Origin of the sequence: Enterobacter sp. HMSC16D10 (assembly GCF_001807145.1) — a bacterium.
GTDB lineage: Bacteria > Pseudomonadota > Gammaproteobacteria > Enterobacterales > Enterobacteriaceae > Enterobacter > Enterobacter roggenkampii.
On record NZ_KV787878.1, the window covers coordinates 57,408 to 80,496 of the forward strand.

A 23,089-nucleotide genomic window follows, 5' to 3' on the forward strand; every position below is an offset into this window, starting at 1 on the left:
AGCCTTAACACGCTGTTTAATCCTTAACTTTTTCATCTCCATAGCTGCTCCATATTCTCAGCAAAATACATCAACAGTTCTTCTCCAGAATATCCGGACATTACGAAGGAGAAGAAATGAACAACGCCACTTACGTTCTCAAATATACCGAGTACCTCATCAGAAAATGTCGTTCATTTTTAATGACGGACCTGTACTTTCATACTGTGAGGCTCAAGAAAACATCGGGGAAGCACCCTGACATTAAATCACCCACGACGTTGAGTGAAAAAATATGTCATCGTCTGGTCTATGACCACAATAACGTCTATACCCTGCTTGCCGATAAACTCGCCGTTCGGGAATACGTAATCTCCAGAACAACGCGTGCGAAAACGGTGCCATTACTCGGCGTCTACAGTAAGGTGTCCCAGATTGATTTTTCGACGCTCCCTGAAAAATTTGTCCTTAAGTGCAACCATGACAGTGGCAGCACAATAATATGTACGAACAAAGCGCAATTTAACGTCAGGGAGGCGTGTAAAAAACTCAGTCTCGCGTTAAAGAAAAATATGTACTACACCACGCGCGAATGGCAGTACAAAAACATTACGCCAAAAATACTTTGCGAACCGTATGTCGATCTCTTCGATGATGCAGACAGGAACACAGCGCCCGAAATGCTAAGGATCCATTGCTTTCATGGCGTTGCCCACTATGTTGAAGCGGATTTTACGGATGACAGCGGCAAAGGTTTCATCAACGTTTACGACAGGTACTGGAACTTACAACCCTTTCAGATGGAATATCCGAATACACCGTTGGCGCCAGGCGAACCGGCCTTGTTCCGACAAGCGTTGCTGGCATCCCAGGAGCTGGCGGATGGTATTGACTACTGCCGCGTTGACCTCATGCTAAAAAAAGATGAAATCTATTTCAGTGAAATAACCTTAAGCCCGAGACGCGGTAAACTGTCGATTACCCCGCAGGAATGGGATGCTAAGCTAGGAAAAATATGGCATTTACCGCCGGCAGGCACATTTGACCTACCGCTGACGCTCACGAGTCGGGCCAGGTGAGTTTAAATATCGAATGGTTTTGCGTTGATAATGTATAGGTAACATCGCCACCATGCGCCAGCATGATGGCTTTTACCACCGACAAGCCCAAACCACAGCCTTCCGGGTTCAACTGTCTGGCACCGTTATCGCGCTGAAAGGGCTGAAACAGAAAGTCATGAAACTCCCTGGGAATACCCGGTCCCCCATCCTGAATCAGGATAAAATTGCCTTTATCCGAAACACCATTTTTTACCGTGAGCTTGCGCGAGGTGGAATAGTGTAAGGCATTGTCAAATAAAACGGTCAGACACTGATTGATGCGTAAGGGATCGAATGCGCACTGCTGCTCCCTCAGTTCAGTATGGACGCTAAATGCCTTACGGTTGAACTCGGGCATGAAGGTATCGAGCGCGTCCAGTATTGTCCCTTTCAGATCCGTTCTGGCCTGGTATAACGTGTATCCTGCCCCGCCATCCGAACTGATAACCCGGAGATCTTCAATCAGACGGGTTAATCCTTCCGTCTGTTTAAGGAGGTTAGTAAACAGCACCGGATCCGGGGTAAACACCCCGTCAACCAGCCCCTGAAGCCTTCCGCGTAAAATGGTGACCGGGGTTCTGAGTTCATGCGCAATCGCAGCATTCCAGGATTTCCGCTGGATATCCAGCGTTTGCAGCTTTTCTGCCATTTCATTGAAATCCGTAACCAGGTGATTGATCTCTCCCAGCCGGGAACTGGCACAGAATGCCCTGGCGTCCAGATCGCCCTGAGAAATTTTTTTCAGGCTGGACGCGACCGTGTTTAGCGGGGTGAGTATTCGCGATGAAAGTTTGACCGTAAAGAATACGGCAATGATCAGGCTGATCGTTGTCGCGGTCCCAATCCATACCCAGTCCCACATCGTCATCTGCTCGTCATCGCCCGCAGCAGGGCCGCCGGGAAGATGATCCAGAATAAAGGAGTAAAAAAACCAGGAGCCCAGTATGGCGATGGCAATTATCGTAAACGTCAGCAATAGCATATACGTTAAGATCTGACGACTCAGGACAGACTCTTTATTCATTTCTTTTCCCCAAGCCGGTAACCCATGCCCCTGATGCTCTCGGGAACGCCATAAAGACCGGCCAGCTCCAGTTTTTTTCGCAGCTTGCTCATATGGCTGTCGACGGTTCTGTCGAGCGTATCGCCTTCCGGCAAACACGCGTTGAGCAACTCTTCACGGGAACAGACCTTGCGCGGATACCGCACCAGGTAAGAAAGCAATTTAAATTCGGTCGTCGTTAAGACCGGGGAGATAACCTCGGGCCCCGCAGTAACCTCCACGTAGAAATCATCCGGATAGACCGTAATGAATGGCGTTCTGAGCGGCAGGGCCCCCGCCTGCTGAAGCGCAGGCTTTGTTCTACGCAGCACCGCCTCAACCCGCGCGACAACTTCCGAAGGGTTGAAGGGTTTGATTACGTAATCATCCGCGCCGAGCCTCAGACCCATAAGTTTATCGACGTCCTGATCGAGAGCGGAAACCATAATGACGGGGACAGCGCTTTCATGGCGAAGCGTGGTAAGCACGCTCCAGCCGTCACACACGGGCAGGTGAATGTCCAGCAAGATGAGATCCGGTTTATGGAGGCGATTGAGCGTTATCGCCTGCTCGCCCTGCCTGGCCCTGAGCGTTTTCATTCCCGAACGCTCTAAGTAGCTCATCAGTATATCGGCGATTTCGTCTTCATCTTCAACAACAAGGATCAGCGTATTTTTGTTCATATTATCTCCGCGGGTGAAATCCCTTTAAGCACGCTATCAGATATCTTGAGCACAATAAGACGCAGCCTCCGGGAAAAAGTGCCGTAGTCACGAAAATTTCCCGGTTGATTTAAATGCCCGGTTATTTCTCCACACAGCCTACACATTCAGTCAATAAAGACTCGACAATGTCCGTTCAAAATCGCTAATGAGGCATAACGCGTTGTGCATTGCGGGCTGCAAATTACCACTGTTTCTTAAAGATTTTATGAAGTTGGCTGAAATAATGAACATGGAACTTTCTAAATATTTTTCTCCTAAAAAACTGGGCATATATTTCCTGTTTCTGCTGCTGTCGTGGGGATTACTTTATGCCTGGCTGGTGCTGGTACACAGAATGGATGAGAAAGTCGCCTCGACGCTGCTCTCTTCACCCCTTATCTATGGCTGCATCGCATTGTCAGTGGTTTCTCTGGTTATACAAAATAAAGCCGGCGCGTTCATTGAGCTTCTTATCATCGCCTTCTGGCTGATGGTGATTTTTGTTTATCTCATTATTACGTTCACCGTGCTGTTAAACGCGATACCCGATATTGCGGATCTGATCTTTTACTATGAATGTTATTTGATCATTTTTTTTGGTGGAGCACCGCTGTACCTCATTATGAGAATGATCTGAGCCCTTGCTCCACACATCCTCCATAAACCGCCCACTTCCGCTAAACAGGTGCGCGGTAGAGTCTCTGCCTCACTCTTTTACACAAAAAAAACCAATGCCTCATTTTTTTATTGACCGCCCTATTTTCGCCTGGGTCGTGGCGCTGTTTATCGTCCTGACGGGTCTCCTGTCTATTCCTCGTTTGCCGGTTGCGCAGTATCCAGCGGTGGCTCCGCCGGGCATCATTATTTCCGTTAGTTACCCGGGGGCCAGCCCCGATATCATGAATACGTCGGTGGTATCGTTAATCGAGCGCGAAATCTCTGGCGTAGATAATTTGCTCTACTTCGAATCATCCAGCGACACAACCGGTTCGGCATCGATTACCGTCACGTTTAAACCCGGCACGGACATCAAGCTGGCACAGATGGATCTGCAGAATCAGATAAAGATCGTCGAGCCTCGTCTTCCTCAGGCGGTAAGACAAAACGGCATTAACGTCGAGGCCGCTAATTCTGGATTTTTAATGATGGTGGGGCTGAAGTCCACCAGCGGTCAATTCGAGGAAGCCGACTTAAGCGACTATTTTGCCCGAAACGTCAGTGACGAGCTTCGTCGCGTGCCCGGCGTAGGGAAAGTTCAGCTGTTTGGCGGCGAAAAAGCGCTGCGTATCTGGTTGGATCCGATGAAGCTCCACAGCTACGGCCTTTCGGTGAGCGATGTACTTACTGCTGTTGGCCAGCAAAATGCCCTGGTTTCGCCCGGCAAAACGGGAGATGAACCAGCATCTGCGGGACAAGGCGTAACGTATCCCATCAGCGTGAAGGGGCAACTCACTTCGGTAGAGGCGTTCAGAAACATTACCCTGAAATCAGATGCATCGGGCGCGAGGCTGAAACTGTCCGACGTCGCGCGCGTTGAGTCCGGCCTGCAAAGTTACGCTTTCGGTATCCGCGAAAATGGTGTGCCCGCAACGGCGGCGGCAATCCAGCTGTCGCCGGGTGCCAACGCAATGAGTACAGCTTCAGGCGTACGCGCGCGCATCGACGAGCTTTCCCAGGTGTTACCGGAAGGAATGGCGTTTACGGTTCCCTTCGATACCGCGCCGTTTGTGAAACTTTCTATCATGAAGGTGGTTCAGACATTTGTCGAAGCGATGGTGCTGGTCTTCCTGGTGATGCTTCTGTTTCTGCACAAGATACGCTGTACGCTTATCCCGGCGATTGTTGCTCCCGTCGCACTTCTTGGCACCTTCACGGTGATGTTATTGAGCGGATACTCCATCAATATTCTGACGATGTTCGGCATGGTGCTGGCAATAGGGATTATCGTTGATGATGCCATTGTGGTTGTGGAGAACGTCGAACGACTGATGGCGGAAAAAAGCCTCTCCCCACGGGACGCTACCCGGCAGGCCATGCAGGAGATCTCCCCGGCGATTATCGGGATCACGCTGGTGCTCACTGCCGTCTTTATCCCCATGGGGTTTGCTGAGGGTTCGGTCGGGATTATCTATCGACAATTTTGTATTTCTATGGCGGTCTCCATACTGCTGTCCGCGTTTCTGGCCCTGACGCTAACGCCTGCCCTGTGCGCAACGTTACTCAAGCCGCACAAGGCAGGAAAGAGCGGAAGTGGAAGGTTCGCGGCCAGGTTTAACGCGCGCTTCCGTTTGCTCACCGTCTGTTACGAAGCCGGGCTGGGTGCCGTTCTGAAGCGAACCGGGCGTATGCTGCTCCTTTACGTTGCGCTCTGCACGGCGCTGTTTGTTGGATTGTCTTCGCTACCGTCGTCCTTTCTGCCGGATGAAGATCAGGGCTACTTTATGTCCTCTATCCAGCTGCCTTCTGATGCCACGATGCAGCGCACCCTCAACGTGGTTAAAAAATTTGAAGCGGAAATTGCGGTCCGGCCGGACATTGAAAGCAACATTATGATCCTGGGGTTTGGCTTTTCAGGTTCAGGACCGAATTCGGCTATGGCCTTCACCACGCTGAAGGACTGGAAAAATCGGCAGGGCTCGACGGCTCAGGGTGAAGCCGACCACATACAGGCCAGCATGACGAACGTCACTGATGCCGTCACAATGAGCCTGCTCCCGCCGGCCATTTCGGATATGGGCACCTCCTCGGGCTTCACATGGTACGTTCAGGACAGAGCGGGAGCGGGCTATGAGGCTCTAAAGAGGGCCGCCGACGCGCTGGTTCAGCAGGCTAATCAACGCCCTGAACTCAGCGATGTCTATATAGACGGTCTGCCGGAAGGAACCAGCCTTGCGCTCCAGGTTGACCGGGAAAAGGCGGAAGCGATGGGCGTCTCATTCGATGATATCAACCAGACGCTCTCCGTCACCCTGGGCTCAAATTACGTCAACGACTATACGAACAACGGCCGCGTTCAACAGGTGATTATTCAGGCCGATGCCCCCTATCGAATGCAGCCCGAGCAGATACTGAAACTATCAGTGAAAAACCGGATGGGTGAGATGGTGCCGGTATCAACGTTTGCGACGATATCCTGGAACGTTGCGCCGCAGCAGTTGACGCGCTACCAGGGTTATTCTGCTATACGGATTACCGGAAGTGCGGCGTCAGGCGTATCCAGCGGCACCGCAATGAAGGCCATGGAGGGCTTGTCCAGGAGCCTGCCTCAGGGCATGGCGGGTGAGTGGGCCGGGAGTTCGCTACAGGAGATAAAATCGGAATCGCAGCTTCCGGGCCTGATCGCCCTGTCGATACTGGTCGTGTTTATGGTTCTCGCCGCCCTGTATGAGAGCTGGTCTATTCCTTTTGCGGTCATGCTGGTCGTTCCACTGGGCCTTATCGGCGCGGTGATAGCGGTGTTTGTTGCCGGCATGACCAATGACGTGTTCTTTAAGGTCGGTCTGATTACGCTCATCGGCCTGTCGGCCAAGAACGCCATTCTGATTGTGGAGTTTGCCAGGCAACTGCATCGCGAAGGGCAACCCCTGCTGGCGGCGACCATTCATGCCGCCAGTCAGCGTCTGCGCCCCATTCTGATGACATCGTTAGCCTTTACCTTAGGGGTTGTTCCTCTGATGCTGGCCACCGGTGCGAGCGACAGTACGCAGCATGCCATCGGTACCGGCGTATTTGGCGGCATGATTAGCGGTACGCTTCTCGCGATCTTCTTCGTACCGGTTTTCTTTATCGTTATTGCGCGCTTCATCGGCAACATCAGGAAAGCATGAACACCCTTGCGGGATCGCGCCTCCTCGCTGGTTGGATGAGGCGAAGCTGTTGCCGGGTGATATACTGGACGAATGCTGAAATTTCGCGCCCCCGCGAGTCCGCGGCGCATTCTTCGGGGCATGCGACTTCGGAGAAGTGCGAGAAATATCGTGACACAAAGGGTCGTGAGTGGGCTATAATTTCGAGCTAATTTCGAATGATTTTGAAATACTGCCTGTAACGCTATGAATTACAAGGCAAAATAAGCAATGAATATAAGGATTAAAGCTATGGGTTTTCTTTCCGGTAAGCGCATTCTGGTGACTGGCGTTGCCAGCAAACTGTCCATCGCATACGGCATCGCACAGGCAATGCATCGCGAAGGCGCTGAGCTGGCGTTCACCTACCAGAACGACAAGCTGAAAGGCCGTGTTGAAGAGTTTGCCGCGCAGCTGGGTTCCAGCATTGTTCTGGAATGTGACGTTGCACAAGACGAAAGCATCGACGGCATGTTTGCTGAACTGGCAAAAGCATGGCCGAAATTCGACGGTTTCGTTCACTCCATCGGCTTCGCGCCTGGCGACCAGCTGGACGGCGACTACGTGAACGCGGTAACCCGTGATGGCTTCAAAATCGCGCACGACATCAGCTCCTACAGCTTCGTTGCGATGGCGAAATCCTGCCGCGCGATGCTGAACCCGGGCGCAGCCCTGCTGACCCTGTCCTACCTGGGCGCAGAACGTGCTATCCCTAACTACAACGTTATGGGTCTGGCTAAGGCGTCTCTGGAAGCCAACGTACGCTATATGGCGAACGCAATGGGTCCTGAAGGCGTGCGCGTTAACGCCATCTCTGCGGGTCCAATTCGCACCCTGGCCGCTTCCGGTATTAAAGATTTCCGTAAAATGCTGGCACACTGCGAAGCGGTTACCCCGATTCGTCGTACCGTTACCATTGAAGATGTGGGTAACTCTGCAGCATTCCTGTGCTCTGACCTTTCCGCGGGTATCTCCGGCGAAGTGGTTCACGTTGACGGCGGCTTCAACATCGCTGCAATGAACGAGCTGGAAATTAAATAAGCTGTGACTCTCTTCCCGCCCGGGAAGAGAGTATTTCCCCCCCCGCGTCACCCCTTCGTTATTCCGTTCTGCTATTTGTTATCACCTAACAATATTTTTCCCTTTATCTGCCTTACGCCAGGATATTGATCGCCATTTTGAGATCAAGGAACGCACATGGAACAACGCCGTTTTTCCGGCAAAGGCCACTGGTATCATGAAACCCAGTCAAACCACGCGCAGACGGATGTTCTGCCCCTGGTGCCCGAAGCCGCTAACGTCGACGATCGTTTTTTGCTCGATTTAGCCCTGCCTGATGAGATTGTCGCCGCCTGTTCTGGCTGGCTTACCCCTGCCAGAGCCTTATGCCACCAGCTGTTTCCGCTCTCAATTCCCGTGAACCGCCTGCATACGCTCAGCGCTTACGATCGGCTCAGTACCGCGTTAACGGTCGCACAGGCCTGCGGCGTTCAGCGGCTCTGTAACCACTACGCCGCCCTCCTCGCCCCGCTTCCCGGCCCGGACTCCTCGCGCGAAAGCAACCGCCGCCTGGCGCAAATCACCCAGTATGCCCGCCAGCTCGCCAGCTCACCTGATGTCATTGATGATAAAGCCCGGAACCAGCTTGATGAGGTGGGCCTGTCCACGTACGACATCGTGGTGATTAACCAGATTATCGGCTTTATCGGTTTTCAGGCGCGCGTGGTCGCGATTTTTCAGGCGCTGTTGGGACATCCTGTTCGCTGGTTGCCGGGGCACCATATTCAGCCGCACACGCTTCCCGCGAGCCACGATGCGTGGATGCCGCTTTTACCCGTCGTCGAGCTGCGCTACGCGAATGCGCATCAGCTGGAGTCCCTCTCCCGCTGGCAGGCCGAACCCGCGCTCGAGGCGTTGACGCCGGTGCTTTGTCATGAGCCGACGCTGCTCGACCTGACCGGAGAAATCCTGTTAAACAGCCGCGCGGAGATCCCGCAGACGTCACCCGCACTTTCGGCAGCGGTCGAACTGCTGACCCGCTCGCCGGACCGCTTCAGTGCCGCACAGTTTACCCCGCTCACGGATCAAGGACTCCAGGGCGAATATGCCATCACGCTGCTTACCCAAAGTGCGTTTGATGGCTGGCTTAATCGTCTGAAAGTGGCGTTTGGTAAAGAGGAATAACCCCACTCATTACCCAAAGACCGCTTGCTGAGACAGTGAGAATCGCGTAAAACTGTCAGCCGCTCAATGGCTACGAAAATAGAACATTATGTTTCAGGACAACCCGCTGCTAGCGCAGCTTAAACAGCAACTGCATTCCCAGACGCCGCGTGCAGAAGGGGTCGTAAAAGCCACGGAAAAGGGCTTTGGCTTCCTTGAAATTGACGCGCAGAAAAGCTACTTCATTCCGCCACCGCAGATGAAGAAAGTGATGCATGGCGACCGCGTCATGGCCGTCATTCATACCGAAAAGGAACGTGAGTCCGCCGAGCCGGAAGAACTGATCGAACCGTTCCTGACCCGCTTTGTGGGCAAGGTGCAGCGAAAAGACGATCGTCTTTCTATCGTGCCGGATCATCCTCTGCTGAAAGATGCCATTCCCTGCCGCGCCGCCCGTGGCGTTGAGCATGATTTTAAAGAAGGTGACTGGGCCGTAGCAGAAATGCGCCGTCATCCTCTGAAAGGCGATCGCGGTTTTTATGCGGAACTGACCCAGTTCATTACCTTTGGCGCCGATCATTTCGTGCCATGGTGGGTTACGCTGGCACGCCACAATCTTGAAAAAGAAGCGCCGAACGGCGTGGCAACCGAGATGCAGGACGAAGGTCTGACGCGTCGCGATCTCACCGCGCTGGAGTTTGTCACCACCGACAGCGCCAGCACCGAAGATATGGACGATGCGCTGTACGCTGAAGAGAGTGCCGACGGCAAACTGCACCTCACCGTTGCCATTGCCGATCCTACCGCCTGGATTGTTGAAGGCAGCAAGCTTGACGAAACGGCGAAAATTCGTGCGTTCACGAACTACCTGCCGGGCTTCAACATCCCAATGCTGCCGCGTGAACTGTCAGACGATCTCTGCTCGCTGCGCCCAAATGAAGTGCGCCCGGTTCTCGCCTGTCGAATGACCATTGCCGCAGATGGCGCGATTGAAGACGATATCGAGTTCTTTGCCGCCACCATCGAGTCGAAAGCCAAGCTGGCCTACGATAACGTCTCCGACTGGCTGGAAAATACCGGTAGCTGGAAACCGGAATCAGACGCCATTGCCGCGCAGATCCGTCTGCTGCATCGTATCTGCCTGAACCGCAGCGAATGGCGTCAAACCCATGCGCTGGTGTTCAAAGATCGCCCGGATTATCGCTTTGTTCTGGGTGAGAAAGGCGAAGTGCTGGATATCGTGGCCGAGCCGCGACGCATTGCGAACCGCATCGTTGAAGAAGCGATGATTTCCGCCAACATCTGTGCCGCACGCGTGCTGCGCGACAAGCTGGGCTTTGGTATTTACAACGTCCATACCGGCTTCGATCCGGCGAATACCGAAGCGCTGGCTGCCCTGCTGAAGAATCACGACGTGCACGTCGATCCGGAAGAAGTGCTGACCCTGCCGGGCTTCTGCAAGCTTCGCCACGAACTGGACGCGCAGCCCTCGGGCTTCCTGGACAGCCGCATCCGTCGCTTCCAGTCCTTCGCTGAAATCAGCACTGAGCCTGGCCCGCACTTTGGTCTCGGCCTCGAAGCCTACGCGACCTGGACATCACCGATCCGTAAGTATGGCGATATGGTTAACCACCGTCTGCTGAAAGCGATTATCAAAGGCGAAACCGTTGCCCGCCCTCAGGAGGAGACCACGCTGCAGATGGCCGATCGCCGCCGTCTGAACCGCATGGCAGAACGTGACGTTGGCGACTGGCTTTACGCGCGCTTCCTGCAGGATAAAGCCGGTACGGATACCCGTTTCGCCGCCGAGATCATTGATATCAGCCGCGGGGGGATGCGCGTCCGTCTGGTCGATAACGGTGCTGTCGCGTTTATTCCGGCGCCATTCCTGCATGCTGTTCGCGATGAAATGGTCTGTAGTCAGGAAAACGGTACGGTGCAAATTAAAGGTGAAACAGTTTACAAAGTCACCGACGTGATTGACGTCACTATCGCTGAAGTCCGTATGGAAACCCGCAGTATTATCGCGCGTCCTGTCGCCTGATAACCTGTTCAATTGTCGGTCATTTCCTTTCCGGAAAGGCCGACAATTTTTCTTTTTATCCCCGCCACAAAATCATTATTTTTTCTTACTATTTTCAGCCTCCCCTCGCCCAAATTCGCCATAATTATCTACAGTAAAAGAGTGTTGTTATATTCGGTTACGTGAATTTTTATACGCTCAGTATCCTTTTAAATCTGACTCGTTTTATTATAAGAATTCAGGGAAAAACAATAAGTTCACTTCGGTTTTGCCGCTGCTTCTCAACGGAAAAGTCGACTGCAAATGAATAATTGGTGCGCTACTGAACAGCTGCGGGAGAAAACATGATGGACGATCTGGAGCAGAATTTGCTGTTTCGCTACATGGGAACCCACAGCCCATGGTGGCGCTTGTCAGCTGACAGCAACGCTCTGCACCTTGCCGCCAGTGAAAATGCCGATGTCACTCAGGTGATTGCGCTGGACGACGATCAGGCCGATCTTATCCGTCATTTAACCGTTATTACCTCCAGCATTTCCATGACGCTCTCGTTATTCGGGGAAGATGTCCCGGTTCACCTTGTGGGCCGTAAAATTACCCGTAACGAATGGGCCGGTACGGCTTCCGCCTGGAACGATACGCCCTCCGTGGCGCGCGACCTGGCTCAGGGACTCTCTTTTGCGGAACAGGTGGTGTCAGAGGCTAACTCCGTGATTGTTATTCTCGATCAGAACGGCAATATTCAGCGTTTTAACCGGCTGAGCGAAGAGTATACCGGCCTCAAAGAGCAAGAAGTGATTGGCCAGAACGTGTTTAAGCTCTTTATGAGCCGCAGCGAAGCGGCTGCCTCAAAACGCAATATTACCGGTTTCTTCCGCAACGGCAGCTCCTACGAAGTCGAACGCTGGATCAAAACGCGTAAAGGGCAACGACTGTTTCTGTTCAGAAACAAATTCGTTCACAGCGGCAGCGGTAAAAATGAAATTTTCCTTATCTGTTCCGGTACAGATATTACCGAGGAACGCCGCGCTCAGGAGCGGCTGCGCGTGCTGGCCAATACCGATACCATCACCGGCTTACCAAACCGCAATGCGATCCACGACCTGATCTCTGACGCCATCAGTCACCGCGGCGACACGCAGGTTGGCGTGGTGTATCTCGACCTGGATAACTTTAAAAAGGTCAACGACGCTTACGGGCATATGTTTGGCGATCAGCTGTTACAGGCTGTCGCGCTCGCCATTTTGAGCTGTCTGGATGAGGGACAGGTGCTGGCACGACTTGGCGGAGATGAGTTTATCGTCATGGCCACCCATACTTCTCAGGGCTCTCTGGAAGCGATGGCGTCGCGCATTTTAACCCGCCTGCGCCAGCCGTTTCGAATCGGCCTGATTGAAATTTACACCGGCTGTTCCCTGGGCATCGCCCTCGCCCCGCAGCACGGTAACGACCGGGAAAGCGTCATTCGTAACGCCGATACCGCCATGTACACCGCTAAAGAGAACGGCCGGGGCAAGTTCTGCGTCTTCTCGCCCGAGATGAACCAGCGCGTGTTTGAGTATCTCTGGCTGGATACCAACCTGCGTAAGGCGCTGGATAACGACCAGCTCCTGATCCACTACCAGCCTAAAATCACCTGGCGCGGAGAGGTCAGAAGTCTTGAAGCGTTGGTCCGCTGGCAATCGCCCGAACGCGGGTTGATCCCACCGCTGGAGTTTATCTCTTATGCCGAGGAGTCAGGGTTGATTGTGCCGCTGGGCCGCTGGGTGATGCTGGATGTGGTTCGCCAGGTGGCGAAATGGCGCGATAAGGGAATTAACCTGCGCGTGGCCGTGAACGTCTCTGCGCGTCAGCTGGCCGACCAGACTATCTTTAGCGACTTAAAGCAGGCGCTGAAGGATCTAAATTTTGAATACTGCCCGGTGGACGTCGAATTAACCGAAAGCTGTCTCATCGAGAACGAAGAGCTGGCGCTCTCCGTGATCCAGCAGTTCAGCAGGCTGGGGGCGCAAATTCATCTCGACGATTTTGGTACCGGCTACTCCTCCCTTTCTCAGCTGGCCCGCTTCCCTATTGACGCCATAAAACTCGATCAATCGTTCGTCAGGGATATTCATAAGCAGTCCATCTCCCAGTCTCTGGTGCGCGCCATCGTCGCGGTGGCGCAGGCGTTAAACCTGCAGGTGATTGCCGAAGGGGTCGAAAATGCAAAAGAAGACGCCTTTCTGACCAAGAACGGCGTCAACGAACGGCAGGGTTTTCTGTTTGCTAAGCCGATGCCCGCTGCCGCATTCGAGCGATGGCTAAAACGATATCAGGCGCGAAAACAGCATTAACTGGCTTTACGCAACCCCGCCGCGTGATGGCGGTTTTGCAGCATCACCAGACGTTCCATGTAGGCGATATCTTTCGGTTCCAGGCAGAAAGCCGCGTCCACCCAGTCTTCCGTGATGTCCATCAATTCACTGCGCGGCAATTGCAGAACGCGCGTACGGGCGCGCAGCATCGCTCTTACGCCATTCAGTTTTGGCCGTAGCGTGTCGATGAAGGTTCGTGTGGAGACATAGCTTTGTCCGGGTTCAAACAGGAGATCCACCAGGCCATGCTGTTCGTACCATTCCGCCGTATGGGATTCCCCCTTGTAGATGAGTTCCTCCGCCAGCTTCATTCCTGAACGGCGAGCTACCAGGGAATATCCCCCCATGCCCGGGAACAGGTTAAAAGCAATCTCGGGAAAACCTAAACGTGCATCGCGCTGCGCCAGAACGAAATGGTGCGCAAGAGCGGCCTCAAACCCGCCCCCTAACGCGCTGCCTTCGACCATGGCCAGCGAGATGGCCCCCGTATCAAACCCCCGGGAGGCCGCATGCACGCAATCGACACAGGCGCGCGCATAGGCCCGTAACGCTTCACGTCGACCGTGCTGAATGCACTCGACGAAAAACTGCAGGTCACCGCCCACATTGTACATCTCAGGCACCAGCGATCCGGTCACCCAAAAATCGACCGCAAAACCAGACTGGCGGACGAGCCATGAAAGGTTCATGATCTCCTCTATTAACGCATGGTTGAAGCAAGGACGTGGCTGAGCCCGCAACATCATCCAGACTGTATGTCGCTCTGCCTCGTAATAGCCTGACAGCTGGGTGAACCGTTCAGTATCGGTAAACAGTGTGCAGGTAGGCTGATTGATAACTGTCATAGTCTAATTCCTCTTATAAAAAAGCGCGTTGCGCGCAGTTTTAGACTAATCCACTCAATAAGCCCGCAGCATGAGGGGGAATAATTTTATCACTTCCGTTTATGTAATTTGGTTATTGCATTTTTTCCCTTCTCTTTTGAAGCCAATTTCTGCATCATTGAAAATATTAACTTTTCGCGCCTGGGGTGAGATTATGTCAACTATTGACGCACAAGCTGTAGCACAACGAATTGATACCGTGCTGGATATCCTGGTGGCGGGCGATTATCACTCTGCTATCCGTAATCTTGAGATCCTGAAGTCTGAACTTCTTGCTCAGAATGGCGCTGACGATGCGCCCGAAAACAGACAGCCAAAAGCGCCGTGGGAAGTTTAACCCCCACCGTTTCCGACCTCGTTTCGCTTTATTAAATGGATGCTATGAATTCCCGACAACAACTCATTTTGCAGATGGTCATCGATCAGGGACGCGTAAGCGTAGTCGAACTCGCTAAAACCACTGGCGTTTCTGAAGTCACCATCCGTCAGGATCTTAATCTGCTGGAAAAACAGAGCTACCTGCGTCGCGCGCACGGCTATGCGGTCCCGCTGGACAGTGATGACGTTGAGACGCGCATGATGAACAACTACGCGCTCAAACGTGAACTGGCGGAATTTGCTACGTCCCTGGTGAACAACGGCGAGACCGTCTTTATTGAAAACGGCAGCAGTAATGCCCTTCTGGCGCGAACGCTTGCCGATCAAAAAGACGTCACCATTATCACCGTCAGCAGCTATATCGCGCATTTACTTAAAGAGACGCGCTGCGAGGTGATTCTGCTGGGCGGCATCTATCAGAAAAAAAGTGAAAGCATGGTTGGCCCGCTGACCCGTCAGTACGTCCAGCAGGTTCATTTCAGTAAGGCCTTTATCGGGATTGACGGCTGGCAGCCGGAGACAGGCTTTACCGGCCGGGATATGATGCGCTCTGACGTGGTGAATGCCGTACTGGAAAAAGAGTGCGAAGCCATTGTGCTCACCGACAGCTCTAAATTTGGTGCCGTTCACCCTTATACGATGGGTCCCGCTTCACGCTTTAGCCGCGTGATTACCGATGACCGTTTGAGCGAAGCGCATCGCAATAAACTCGAAGAGAGCGGTTTGATCGTCAATATTATTAAAGCCAGCGCCTGATTTCCCTCCGCGCCCGTATTTCGGGCGCACACGTCTTTCTCTGAGATGATTCTTAACCCTGCTTTAAGAGTTTTTACCTGTTTAACCTGCCCTAAAGTCGTAAAATTACTATTAGCGATATAACAGGAAGTGACTATCACCTGCGTGATGAAGTAACGCCTGCGCGACCAGCTTTCACGGGGAAAAGAATTAAGTATTCGATTAGTCTATACTTAACGTGTACATCTTTCCGTGAATCGATAATTCAGGAGAAAGTATTATGACCTTAACCAGCAAAAAATTAGCCGCCGCTGTTCTGGCAATCACTGTCGCTATGTCCCTGAGCGCATGCTCTAACTGGTCTAAACGTGACCGTAACACCGCGATTGGTGCCGGTGCCGGTGCTCTCGGTGGTGCAGTATTAACGGATGGTAGTACGCTGGGTACATTAGGTGGCGCTGCTGTCGGTGGTATTATCGGTCACCAGGTTGGCAAATAACTATTATCTAAGCCTTCCTCGATATTGCGATATTTAAACGCATTTCAGGTCTGACATACGCACGTATATAACACGAGCCACGGCATTTGCCGTGGCTCATTTATTTTAGCCGCCTGCCAGTTTGACTTTCATGCCTTTGGCTTCGAGCAGTGATTTAATTAAATCACGTTTATCACCCTGGATTTCGATAATGCCGTCCTTCACGGCCCCGCCGCATCCACATTTCTTTTTCAGTTCGGCAGCCAGCTTTGTCAGTTCAGCATCATCCAGATCAATACCGGAAATAAGGCAGACCCCTTTCCCCTTACGTCCGCTGGTCTGACGCTGAATGCGCACGATACCGTCCCCCTTCGGACGTTCCACTTTGGCTTTCGGTTCGTCGATACGCCCGCTCTCGGTTGAGTAGACCAGACGGCTGTTGGAATCGGTCATTATGCCCCCTTGTTCAGCGATGCGTTGATAGCCTTAAGCGTCTCTGCCGGGTTTGCAGACTGCGTCACCGGACGCCCGATAACCATATAGTCAACGCCCGCCGCCAGCGCCTGCTCAGGCGTCATGATGCGACGCTGATCGCCCACGTCGCTGCCCGCAGGACGGATCCCCGGCGTAACGAGTTTAAAATCCTGGCCCAGCGCTGATTTGAAACGTACCGCTTCCTGCGCGGAGCAGACTACGCCATCCAGGCCGCACTGCTGCGTCAGACGCGCGAGACGTTCGGCATGTTCCGCAGGTGACAACGTCACGCCAAGGTCGCGTAAATCATTTTCGTCCATACTGGTCAGCACGGTGACGGCGATAAGCAGCGGCGCGTCGTTACCGAACGGCAGGAGCGCCTCACGGGCAGCGGTCATCATTCTTGCCCCACCCGACGCATGGACGTTGACCATCCATACGCCCAGCTCGGCGGCTGCAGCAACGGCGTGGGCCGTGGTGTTCGGAATATCATGGAATTTGAGGTCGAGGAAAACGTCAAAGCCGCGCTGTTGCAGATCGCGAACGATTTGCGGTCCAAACAGCGTGAACATCTCTTTGCCAACTTTCAGGCGGCAATCGCGAGGGTCGATACCGTCGACAAACGCCAGTGCAGCGTCACGCTTATTGTAATCAAGCGCAACAACAACAGGAGAATCCGTAATTACGCGGGAAGTGGAGGATGTAACAGACGTCATGACCAGCCCTTTTCGTCTATGGGCGCGCAGCGGCGCGGAACAGATAAACGGCCAGCATTCTACCTGCCGACGCCGCAAATTGACAGAATCCATTTATCTGCCTGCCAGGCCGGCAAACCGCACGGTGCTCAGAAGCCGTTAAAAATCATTAGTATGTTGTAACTAAAATGAAGGCTTTTAAAAAATTACTGCCCGTCCAGGCCGCGGATGGGCTTGATGGTGGACCAGGCCCGGCAGGACGGACAATGCCAGTAGAGCGTGTAGGCGGTAAAACCACACTTCTGGCAACGGTAGCGCGGTTTGCTGCGCACCTGCTCGCCAACCATGTCGCGCAGCACCATCAGGCTCTCTTTCGCGCGCCCTTCTTCCGCGTCGTTCAGGTGGTAATCCATCAGCTTATGGAAGACCCGCATGGTCGGATGACGCTGAAGCTGTCGGGTGATATAGACCTGCGCGGTGTCGCCCCCCTCATACTGCTCAACAACGTCAGCAAGCATCAGTTCCGCGGTTGCGCCGGTATTCTCTTCCACGCAGCGACGCAGAAATGCCACCCACTCTTCCCGCTTGTCCAGCTGTTGATAGCAGGTTTGCAGCATTTCCAGCGTTTCACTGACCAGCTCTTTGTCCTGGTCGATAACCCGCAGCAGGCTTTCAACGGCTTTGGCGTAGTCGCCATTCGCCATAAAAACGCGCCCCATCATGATGGAGATACGGGCGCTGTTGCGGTCCGCGGCGGCACCTTTCTTCAGCAGCGCCATGGCTTTGTCCATGTCGTCATTGCCCATCTGCTGAAGGGCAAGCTCACAGTAGAAATGGGCGATCTCAACGCGCTGCTTATCTTTACCCAGCTTCACCAGACGTTCAGCCGTATCAATGGCTTTCTGCCAGTCGCTGGTGGCCTGGTAAATCTGCAGCAACTGCTGCAGCGCGCCAATGCGGAAATCCGTTTCATCTACCAGCTGGGTGAACATATCTTCAGCGCGATCGTACAGCCCCGCAGCCATGTAATCTCGTCCCAACTGCTGTACGGCCAGCAGTCGTTGATCGTAGGTCAGCGAGGCGCTTTCCATCAGGGTCTGGTGAATACGAATGGCGCGGTCAACCTCGCCGCGCGAGCGGAACAGGTTCCCCAGGGTAAGATGGGCTTCAACGGTCCCCGTATCCTCTTTCAGCATGTCGAGGAACAGGTCTACCGCTTTGTCCTGCTGATTGCTCAGGAGGAAGTTCACCCCCGCAACGTAGTCGCGGGAGAGCCGGTTGGCCTCATCCTGTTTTGTTTGTTGCGCACTTCTGCGGCCCATATACCAGCCATAGGCTGCGGCGACAGGCAAAAGCAGAAACAACAACTCCAGCATCGTCGATTATTCCTTCACGACCGGCACGCCAGAGCTTTCCGGCATGTCGGACGCAGGCGCAATGTGATGTTCGAGTCGTTTGATTTTACGTTCAGCGCGCGCAAGCGAAACACGGACTTTTAACCAGAACAAACCGCAAACCAGCCAGCCAATGGCAAAGCCTGCAGCAAATAAGACCGCGAGCAGGCTCGACACGCGATACTCGCCCTGAGCCAGCAGATAGTTAAACGTCACCTGCTGATCGTTTTGTGCACCCAATGTGACTGAAATGACAAAAATCGCCAATACCAGTAAGAAAATGAGTAAATATTTCACATTACTTCCCGTTATGTGGTTCAAGCGAATAAAGTATGTTCAACTTACCGCAATCAGCCTTATAAACTACCATTTTAGTGACGGGCGCGAAATGGAAAAAGTGACGCGCCAGTCATGGATCTATGGGCAAAATGCGCAATATCAACCTTCAGGCGTCCGTTTGGTCCCTTTCGGCTATTTCTTCTTTCTCTTCCGGCGGTGGCGTTAGCGGGCCGCAGAATCGTTCAGCCAGCCAGGTCGCCAGCATCACCAGCATCCACGAGATGAGCGTGGCGACGACCAGGTCCCGTGGCCAGTGCATCCCCAGCAATAAGCGGCTGCCCATCACTCCCGTCGCCCAGACCAGTAAAATCACGATGGTGACCGTTCGACGTCTAGGCCAAAGCAGCCCAACCCCCAGCAGCGCCCAGCTGGCCGCAAACATGGTGTGGCCGGAGGGAAACGCGAACCCGGTCTCTTTCTGCCAGTGTTTACGCAAGAATTTCGGGATATCCTGCTGTTCCGCAAGCTGTTCTTTCACCAGTGCGCCACGATCTTTACGCTTTAAAGTGTAGAACTCATCCACCGGAACATGGTGCGTTTTTTCCAGCCAGACGACAAAAGGACGCGGCTCCTGAACGCGATCTTTCACCCAGGATTTTACGGCCTGACCGATAAGGATAGCGCCGCCGAGGATCGCAAAGAGCATTAGCGCCGCGCGCAGACGAAAGCGCAGGCACCACAGAAACCAGGCGCACAGGAGGACGTGGGTGATAATTCCCCAGGGCTGGGTCACCGTTTCCGTAATCCAGTATAACGTTTTCAGCCAAGTGGCGTTCTGCCCGGGCTGCCACATCCACCCTGAAAGCCATACGGCCAAAGGCATAATCAGTAAAATGGCCGCACCTGCTGCCGTACGTCTGGCGATTGAATGCATGTCTTCTCCTTTTTGCTAAGCGTCACAATCATAACTGAAATTTGTTCGCTGGGTGGAGATGTCGGATCGTGCTTTTAACGGTCATATCGCATGGTGCCCATTAGGCGAACCTGCTGAGCTTGTGGCAAAATAAACTGATACAGAAAGCAAAACAGGGCACAGGCACGAAACGTGTCAGCCTACTCTGGAGAATCACATGCAGCTTAAACGTGTGGCAGAAGCCAAACTGCCAACCCCATGGGGCGATTTCCTGATGGTGGGTTTTGAAGAACTGGCAACCGGACAGGATCATGTCGCACTGGTGTATGGCGACATTTCAGGGCAGACGCCGGTGCTGTCCCGCGTCCATTCAGAGTGTCTCACTGGCGACGCGCTGTTCAGCCTGCGCTGTGATTGCGGTTTCCAGCTGGAAGCGGCCCTTTCTCACATTGCTGAAGAAGGCCGCGGCGTGCTGCTTTATCACCGTCAGGAAGGGCGTAACATTGGTTTGCTGAATAAAATTCGCGCCTACGCGCTTCAGGACCAGGGCTACGATACGGTTGAAGCCAACCATCAGCTCGGTTTTGCGGCTGATGAACGTGACTTCACCTTATGCGCCGATATGTTCAAGCTGCTGGGGGTAGACGAAGTTCGTCTGCTGACCAATAACCCGAAAAAAGTGGAGATCCTGACCGAAGCCGGGATCAACATCGTTGAACGTGTACCGCTGATTGTCGGCCGTAACCCGAAAAATGCCCACTACCTTGATACCAAAGCCGCCAAAATGGGCCATCTGCTCAAAGAGTGATATAAAAAGCCCGGCACGCGTGCCGGGCTCGTTTCATCAATCCAGCATCTTACGAATCACATAATGTAAAATGCCGTCGTTCTGGTAGTAGGTCAGCTCGGTTGCCGTATCAATACGGCACCGACAATCCAGCACCTCGGTTTTCCCGTCTGCCCGCGTTAACGTTACCGGCACCGTTTTACCCGGCTGCAGGTTTTGCAGGCCGCTAATGTCAATCTGCTCTTCCCCGGTCAGGCCCAGCGTTTTACGCGTCACGCCCTGCGGGAACTCAAGCGGCAGGATCCCCATGCCGATCAGATTCGAACGGTGAATACGTTCGAACGATTCGGCGATGACCACCCGAACGCCAAGAAGGCGCGGGCCTTTCGCCGCCCAGTCGCGGCTGGAGCCGGAACCGTACTCTTTCCCGGCAATCACCGCCAGCGGCGTCCCTTCCTGTTGGTATTTGACCGCCGCATCATAAATCGACACGACTTCCGTCCCCGGCAGATGGCGCGTCATGCCCCCTTCCACGCCCGGCACCATTTCGTTACGAATGCGGATGTTGGCAAAGGTCCCGCGCATCATGACTTCATGGTTACCGCGGCGCGAACCGTAGGAGTTAAAATCGCGGCGTTCCACCCCCCGGCTTTGCAGATAGCGGCCTGCCGGGCTATCGGCTTTGATGCTCCCCGCCGGAGAGATATGATCCGTCGTGACAGAATCCCCCAGCATGGCCAGGATACGCGCGCCATGGATATCCTTAAGCGGCGCCGGCTCGGCCTGCATCTCATCAAAGAACGGCGACAGACGAATATAGGTCGAGTCATCCTGCCAGCCATAGGTATCCGAACCTGCAACGTTGATGGCTTTCCATTCCGGCGTGCCTTCAAAGACTTCCGCGTACTCTTTGCGGAACATCTCGGTAGAGACCTTCTCAACGGCCAGCGCGATTTCACGTGAAGAAGGCCAGATATCTTTCAGATAGACAGGATCATTCTTACGATCGTGACCAATCGGATCGGTCACCAGGTTGATATTCATGTTCCCGGCCAGGGCATAAGCCACCACCAGCGGCGGCGAAGCAAGCCAGTTGGTTTTCACCAGCGGGTGAATGCGCCCTTCAAAGTTTCGGTTACCGGACAGTACGGCGCCGACCGTCAGGTCACCCTGCTTGATCGCCGTTTCGATAGGTTCAGGCAGAGGCCCGGAATTACCAATACAGGTCGTACAGCCGTAGCCCACAAGGTTAAAGCCCAGCTCGTCCAGGTACGGCGTCAGTTTGGCCTGAGCCAGGTAATCCGACACCACTTTGGAGCCCGGTGCCAGCGAGGCCTTAACCCACGGTTGAGGTTTTAGCCCAAGTTCTACCGCTTTCTTAGCCAGCAGACCGGCCGCCATTAATACGCTGGGGTTGGACGTGTTGGTGCAGGAGGTAATCGCGGCAATCACAACCGCGCCGTCCGGAAGCTGATACTGATGTCCGTTCAGAACATAGTCGACGGGACGATGGTCTTTCTGCGCCACGTTCACTTCCAGGGCATTGCTGTCGGCAAACGCTTTCGGCACGTCGGTCAGCGCAACCCTGTCCTGCGGGCGTTTCGGCCCCGCGAGGCTCGCTTCGACGCTTCCCATATCGAGTTCAAGCGTGCTGGTGAAAACAGGCTCATCACCCGGATTACGCCACATGCCCTGCGCTTTGGTGTACGCTTCCACCAGCGCGACCTGCTCTTCGCTGCGGCCGCTGAGGCGCATGTACTCCAGCGTGACGTCGTCAATGGGGAAAAAGCCGCAGGTGGCACCGTATTCCGGCGCCATATTGGCAATGGTGGCGCGGTCGGCCAGCGGCAGTGAATCCAGTCCGTCACCGTAGAATTCGACAAACTTGCCCACCACGCCATGCTTGCGCAGCATCTGGGTGACGGTCAGCACCAGATCGGTGGCGGTAATGCCTTCAGAGAGCTTTCCGGTGAGCTTGAAGCCCACCACATCCGGAATAAGCATGGATACCGGCTGGCCGAGCATGGCGGCTTCCGCTTCGATACCGCCGACGCCCCAGCCCAGCACGCCCAGACCGTTGATCATGGTGGTATGTGAATCCGTGCCCACCAGCGTGTCCGGATAAGCCACCCACTCTTTATCCTGCAATTCGCTCCAGACGGCTTTACCCAGATATTCAAGGTTTACCTGGTGACAAATGCCGGTGCCTGGCGGGACCACGCTAAATCGGCTGAACGCCTGCTGTCCCCACTTCAGGAAGACGTAGCGCTCGTGGTTACGCTCCATCTCGAGACGAACGTTTTCACCAAAGGCATCGTCATCACCGAAGTGGTCAACGGTCACGGAGTGGTCAATGACGAGGTCAACGGGGGAAAGCGGGTTAACCTTTGCCGTATCTCCGCCGAGACGCTTCACGGCTTCGCGCATCGCGGCTAAATCAACCACGGCCGGAACACCGGTAAAGTCCTGCATCAGCACCCTTGCCGGGCGGTAGGCGATTTCTCTGTCGGCATGGGCCTTCTCAAGCCACCCTGCCAGCGCCTGGATATCATCGAGCGTGACGGATTCACCGTCCTGCCAGCGCAAGAGATTTTCAAGTAAAACTTTCAAGGACTTGGGTAAACGCGAAATGTCCCCAAGCGTTCTGGCAGCCAGCGGCAGGCTGTAGTAATGCCAGGTTTTATTTTCTGCCTGTAATGTGTCCTTACTGGCTTCGCGTAGGGTTAACGACATAAGCTCCTCCTTAATCACAGAGATGTCCCGACAATCATCAGGGCTGTAATTAAAGATAACACAAAGATGTCGTAACGTTTTGATAACAACCCAAATTGATAAATTTCGGATTGCTCCACAAGGGGG

Annotated in this window: 20 protein-coding genes; 11 read left to right on the top strand and 9 right to left on the bottom strand. The window is 53.9% G+C overall.

Going from position 1 to position 23,089, the window contains the following annotated elements; genetic code table 11:
* Nucleotides 1-116 precede the first annotated feature (116 nt).
* Entirely contained in the window at nucleotides 117-1,058 is a 942-nt protein-coding gene (locus HMPREF3143_RS11200; RefSeq protein ID WP_025913073.1) for an ATP-grasp fold amidoligase family protein, read from the top strand.
* Here HMPREF3143_RS11200 and HMPREF3143_RS11205 read toward each other — a convergent pair.
* On the bottom strand, nucleotides 1,039-2,103 hold the full coding sequence (locus HMPREF3143_RS11205; RefSeq protein WP_070533065.1) for an ATP-binding protein: 1,065 nt from the start codon (nucleotides 2,101-2,103) through the stop codon (nucleotides 1,039-1,041). The genes HMPREF3143_RS11200 and HMPREF3143_RS11205 overlap by 20 nt on opposite strands.
* The gene (locus HMPREF3143_RS11210; protein ID WP_008501224.1) at nucleotides 2,100-2,804 is read right to left on the bottom strand and encodes a response regulator; all 705 of its coding nucleotides are present in this window, start codon (nucleotides 2,802-2,804) and stop codon (nucleotides 2,100-2,102) included. The genes HMPREF3143_RS11205 and HMPREF3143_RS11210 overlap by 4 nt, the downstream gene beginning before the upstream one ends.
* Nucleotides 2,805-3,051: 247 nt before the next feature.
* Here HMPREF3143_RS11210 and HMPREF3143_RS11215 point away from each other — a divergent pair, with 247 nt between their 5' ends.
* The 6 genes from HMPREF3143_RS11215 to pdeR all read left to right on the top strand — a co-directional run bounded on the left by HMPREF3143_RS11215 (nucleotide 3,052) and on the right by pdeR (nucleotide 13,192).
* Nucleotides 3,052-3,462: a colistin resistant protein CrrC gene (locus tag HMPREF3143_RS11215; RefSeq protein WP_084832180.1), complete on the top strand. Its 411-nt coding sequence runs from the start codon at nucleotides 3,052-3,054 to the stop codon at nucleotides 3,460-3,462.
* A gap of 94 nt (nucleotides 3,463-3,556) precedes the next feature.
* Nucleotides 3,557-6,652 (top strand): multidrug efflux RND transporter permease subunit, encoded by a 3,096-nt coding sequence (locus HMPREF3143_RS11220; RefSeq protein WP_070533067.1) that lies wholly within the window; start codon nucleotides 3,557-3,559, stop codon nucleotides 6,650-6,652.
* A gap of 270 nt (nucleotides 6,653-6,922) precedes the next feature.
* Nucleotides 6,923-7,711, top strand: a complete 789-nt coding sequence (gene fabI / locus HMPREF3143_RS11225; RefSeq protein WP_003856831.1) for an enoyl-ACP reductase FabI — start codon at nucleotides 6,923-6,925, stop codon at nucleotides 7,709-7,711.
* A 156-nt stretch (nucleotides 7,712-7,867) separates the two neighbouring features.
* Nucleotides 7,868-8,854, top strand: coding sequence for a CMD domain-containing protein (locus HMPREF3143_RS11230; RefSeq protein ID WP_008501221.1), 987 nt, complete (start codon nucleotides 7,868-7,870; stop codon nucleotides 8,852-8,854).
* 88 nt (nucleotides 8,855-8,942) lie between these two features.
* The gene (locus HMPREF3143_RS11235) at nucleotides 8,943-10,877 is read left to right on the top strand and encodes an exoribonuclease II (protein ID WP_070533071.1); all 1,935 of its coding nucleotides are present in this window, start codon (nucleotides 8,943-8,945) and stop codon (nucleotides 10,875-10,877) included.
* 323 nt (nucleotides 10,878-11,200) lie between these two features.
* Nucleotides 11,201-13,192: a cyclic di-GMP phosphodiesterase gene (gene pdeR / locus HMPREF3143_RS11240; protein WP_021240293.1), complete on the top strand. Its 1,992-nt coding sequence runs from the start codon at nucleotides 11,201-11,203 to the stop codon at nucleotides 13,190-13,192.
* On the opposite strand, the gene HMPREF3143_RS11245 is transcribed toward pdeR, so the two are convergent.
* A complete protein-coding gene (locus tag HMPREF3143_RS11245; RefSeq protein WP_008501218.1) occupies nucleotides 13,189-14,058 on the bottom strand; it encodes a crotonase/enoyl-CoA hydratase family protein in 870 nt (289 codons plus the stop codon). The genes pdeR and HMPREF3143_RS11245 overlap by 4 nt on opposite strands.
* 193 nt (nucleotides 14,059-14,251) lie before the next feature.
* Between HMPREF3143_RS11245 and HMPREF3143_RS11250 the strand changes: the two genes are divergently transcribed.
* The 3 genes from HMPREF3143_RS11250 (at nucleotide 14,252) to osmB (ending at nucleotide 15,709) form a co-directional block, all read left to right on the top strand.
* Nucleotides 14,252-14,434 carry a YciZ family protein gene (locus HMPREF3143_RS11250; protein ID WP_021240294.1) on the top strand — a complete coding sequence of 61 codons (183 nt, stop codon included), beginning with the start codon at nucleotides 14,252-14,254 and terminating at the stop codon, nucleotides 14,432-14,434.
* Between the two features lie 44 nt (nucleotides 14,435-14,478).
* On the top strand, nucleotides 14,479-15,231 hold the full coding sequence (locus HMPREF3143_RS11255; protein WP_063618498.1) for a DNA-binding transcriptional regulator YciT: 753 nt from the start codon (nucleotides 14,479-14,481) through the stop codon (nucleotides 15,229-15,231).
* A 259-nt stretch (nucleotides 15,232-15,490) separates the two neighbouring features.
* Nucleotides 15,491-15,709: an osmotically-inducible lipoprotein OsmB gene (gene osmB, locus HMPREF3143_RS11260; RefSeq protein ID WP_008501216.1), complete on the top strand. Its 219-nt coding sequence runs from the start codon at nucleotides 15,491-15,493 to the stop codon at nucleotides 15,707-15,709.
* 105 nt (nucleotides 15,710-15,814) lie between these two features.
* On the opposite strand, the gene yciH is transcribed toward osmB, so the two are convergent.
* The 5 genes from yciH to pgpB form a co-directional block, all read right to left on the bottom strand.
* Nucleotides 15,815-16,141, bottom strand: a complete 327-nt coding sequence (yciH, locus tag HMPREF3143_RS11265; RefSeq protein WP_023344329.1) for a stress response translation initiation inhibitor YciH — start codon at nucleotides 16,139-16,141, stop codon at nucleotides 15,815-15,817.
* A complete protein-coding gene (gene pyrF / locus HMPREF3143_RS11270; RefSeq protein ID WP_025913077.1) occupies nucleotides 16,141-16,878 on the bottom strand; it encodes an orotidine-5'-phosphate decarboxylase in 738 nt (245 codons plus the stop codon). Before pyrF ends, yciH begins: the two co-directional genes overlap by 1 nt.
* Nucleotides 16,879-17,063: 185 nt before the next feature.
* Entirely contained in the window at nucleotides 17,064-18,233 is a 1,170-nt protein-coding gene (gene lapB / locus HMPREF3143_RS11275) for a lipopolysaccharide assembly protein LapB (RefSeq protein WP_044596559.1), read from the bottom strand.
* A gap of 6 nt (nucleotides 18,234-18,239) precedes the next feature.
* Nucleotides 18,240-18,548, bottom strand: a complete 309-nt coding sequence (locus HMPREF3143_RS11280; RefSeq protein WP_008501212.1) for a LapA family protein — start codon at nucleotides 18,546-18,548, stop codon at nucleotides 18,240-18,242.
* 148 nt (nucleotides 18,549-18,696) lie between these two features.
* A complete protein-coding gene (pgpB, locus tag HMPREF3143_RS11285; protein ID WP_070533073.1) occupies nucleotides 18,697-19,464 on the bottom strand; it encodes a phosphatidylglycerophosphatase B in 768 nt (255 codons plus the stop codon).
* Between the two features lie 196 nt (nucleotides 19,465-19,660).
* Here pgpB and ribA point away from each other — a divergent pair, with 196 nt between their 5' ends.
* Entirely contained in the window at nucleotides 19,661-20,251 is a 591-nt protein-coding gene (gene ribA, locus HMPREF3143_RS11290; RefSeq protein WP_008501210.1) for a GTP cyclohydrolase II, read from the top strand.
* A 36-nt stretch (nucleotides 20,252-20,287) separates the two neighbouring features.
* Here the strand turns inward: ribA and acnA are convergent, their stop codons facing one another.
* Nucleotides 20,288-22,963: an aconitate hydratase AcnA gene (gene acnA, locus HMPREF3143_RS11295; protein WP_045410387.1), complete on the bottom strand. Its 2,676-nt coding sequence runs from the start codon at nucleotides 22,961-22,963 to the stop codon at nucleotides 20,288-20,290.
* Between the last annotated feature and the right edge of the window lie 126 nt (nucleotides 22,964-23,089).